Raw genomic sequence first — 2,994 nt, forward strand, 5'->3', positions numbered from 1 at the left:
GATACGCTGAACGGCTACCGCGTGCCTAACGTGGAAAACCTGCGAATCCTGAACACAAACACCGAGACCGTCCAGGTTACAGCAACGTGGGAGACAGCAACCACTACTAAAAAGCTGGTGTTTGAGCTGTACATCTACAGTGCTGATGGGAAGCTGGTATCTCAGTACGAAACTGACCAGTTCCGGTATGAGTTTTACGGCCTTGCTGCCGGTAGCTACACGCTCGGCGTTCGTGGGCGCAATGAAAACGGGATGAAAGGCGCCGAAACTCAGGTGAGTCTTATTATAGGCGCGCCAAAGGCTCCTAACTCCGTTCAGTGGGTACCTGGCCCACTTCAGGCCACTTTAGTTCCGGTCATGTCTGTTACTGCCACATCTGATACTTCTTTTGAATTTTGGTACGCAGGTGAGACTCCGATTCCATTGTCCGACGACATTGAGAATAAAGCTCAATTCCTTGGCCGTGGCAATCAGTGGACCATCCAAAAACTTAAGTTTGACCATGTTTATTACGTTTATGTTCGAACTCGTAATGCATTTGGCGTTTCAGGATTTGTAGAGGCTTCTGGAAAACCAACGGACGACTTCAGTGATATCACCGATGCAATCCTGGAGGAGATTAAAGAGACTGATACGTTCAAAGACATGATCGAGAACGCGGTGGAGAGCAGTGAAAAGTTCGCAGAACTGGCTGATGCAATCAAAGAGAACGCAGACGGCCTTGCTGCTGCGGTTGGCTCGAACAAGCAGACCGCTGAAGCAATCATCGGAAACGCGCTGGCTATTGCCGATGTTGTCGTGCGCCAGACAGCCCAACAGGGCGCTAACTCTGCGACCTTCGAACAGCTCCGGGAGGTGATCGCCACTGAGACGGAGGCTCGCGTCACGGATGTTACTCGTCTTGAGGCAAAAACTGAGCAGAACCAGGCGGGAATTACCGAGGTAAGGCAGGCTCTGTCAGATGAAACGCAGGCGAGGGCGACAGCTGTCGACCAGCTTACTGCGAGTACTCAGGTCATTTCTGATAAAGCTGATTCGGCTTCGAGTAAAGCTGACGCTGCATCAGGTAAGGCAGATGCGGCCGAGCAAGCCAGCTCACAAAACACTGCTGATATCACCACGTTGCGACAGGTTGTCACCGACACGACTTCATCAATGGCATCCCGCCTGGAGGAGCTGGGAGCAAGAACCGATACTGCCAGCGGCGGCATCCAGAATAACGCTATCGCGCTAATAACGAGTACGCTGGCGCAGGTTGATCAGCGGGTGAGACTCAGCGCGCAGTACGGTGACAGCAAGGCCGGCATCGATCGTATTGATAACGTCATGGCAAGCGACAGGGAGGCAACAGCACGTTCGCTGCTGAGCTTGCAGGCTGACGTGAACGGCAATAAAGCATCCATCAACAGCCTGAACCAGACGTTCTCCGATTACCAGCAGGCCACAGCCACGCAGATAAACGGCATTACGGCGACCATCAACGGGCACACTTCAGCCATTACTACTAACGCTCAGGCCATCGCGAACGTTAACGGGGACCTGAAGGCGATGTACAGTATCAAGGTCGGGTTATCCAGCAATGGTCAGTATTACGCGGCAGGGATGGGGATCGGCGTGGAGAATACGCCGTCAGGCATGCAGTCGCAGGTTATCTTCCTGGCTGACCGCTTCGCCGTTACTCACCAGGCAGGAGCGACCGTTACGCTTCCGTTCGTTATCCAGAACGGGCAGACCATAATCCGGGACACGGTCATTGGAGACGGGACGATTGGAAACGCCAAAATCGGCAGCTATATCCAATCTTCAACCTGGGACGGCACCGGGAACGTTGGCTGGCACATCAACAAATCTGGCTACGCGACGTTTAACAACGTGACCGTTCGCGGCTCGATTTACGCCACAAACGGTAATTTTTCTTTCAATGGCTCCGGCAACACAACGGTGATTAATGGTAATGGCGTAACCATTAATATTCCGGGTGGCGGCCGCATCGTACTGGGGACGTGGACATAAAATGCCGACAGGACTACTGATAGAACCAAATGACGGCGGAAAGCGCATGGAGATAACTGCGGGCCTGCGATGCCCGTCGTTTGGGGCCAACTTTGACAGTGGCTACCAGAAAGCCAAGTACGCTGATGTTGCCGGTTATGTTTCCGGGGCGCAGGTGCTGTTTATCCCTCACGCGACGGCTTACCTTGATTCAGGGCTGCTTCATAAAATGAACTCGGTCACCATATCCGGTGGCCGCGTGACGCAGAACTCCACGATGAAGGATGTAAGTATCAGTGAGCGTGAGAGTACGTACACGTTCCCCGGAAGCCTCTGGCAGATATTTCCTCCTGGCCAGCGTAAAGGAGAAGGCCTGCTTATTGATGACAGTACTGACTTCCTGGCGATTACCAATGCCACGCAGTCAGGGCAGTGTATCTGGAAGGGGACCGTCAATGTCCCCACTGGCGGCTGGGCAGTTCCCACAATAGCGGGATACGACAAGTCCAAATATATCGTCTTTGGGCGCTGCAATAGCGGTAACACAGTCGATTTCGATGGCAACACGGTCAGGTTCTTCAGCCCTCCATCCACCAACGATGACGCTCCGACAACCGGCACGATTGATATCGTCATATTCGCCAGTGGTGTGACGCCGCAGCCGGGAACGGGGCTAAACATCTTCAATGCAGCCGGGGCCTGCACGTTTTCAACGACAAAGCGGCCTTTCGTCTACCTCAACCAGCTCTGGACGCCTTCAAAAAATGCCGTGAGCATCGGCAGCGGGTATGTTCCGCTGGGTAGGTTTGGGCTGATGGCTCACGAAGTTAATGGCATGTACGTGTATCGAATGTTCGGAATAAAAATACAGAACGGCAGTGCTTCAGTTCAGGGTGGGAAATATCTGGGGCGCGAGCGGTATGCAATTTTTGGTAATGACACGGTAACGCCACTGAACCTTCCCGTTCTCCCCGATATGTACGTCTGAATAAACTGTCTTTT

Annotated in this window: 2 protein-coding genes; both read left to right on the top strand. The window is 53.2% G+C overall.

From position 1 onward, the window contains the following. Positions 1–2,013, top strand: a 2,013-nt coding sequence (locus ACOTX4_RS25710; RefSeq protein WP_421635507.1) for a phage tail tip fiber protein, incomplete at its 5' end; no start/stop codon positions are given. A 1-nt stretch (position 2,014) separates the two neighbouring features. Continuing rightward, positions 2,015–2,980, top strand: a complete 966-nt coding sequence (locus tag ACOTX4_RS25715) for a DUF6453 family protein (RefSeq protein ID WP_047653427.1) — start codon at positions 2,015–2,017, stop codon at positions 2,978–2,980. Positions 2,981–2,994: the final 14 nt, after the last annotated feature.

The sequence above is a fragment of the Enterobacter cloacae complex sp. IR5459 genome, assembly GCF_049238005.1.
Taxonomy (GTDB): domain Bacteria; phylum Pseudomonadota; class Gammaproteobacteria; order Enterobacterales; family Enterobacteriaceae; genus Enterobacter; species Enterobacter hormaechei_C.

Coding starts and splice junctions, on each gene's coding strand:
- ACOTX4_RS25715 (WP_047653427.1), top strand. CDS start 2,015: ATGCCGACAGGACTACTGATAGAACCAAATGACGGCGGAAAGCGCATG.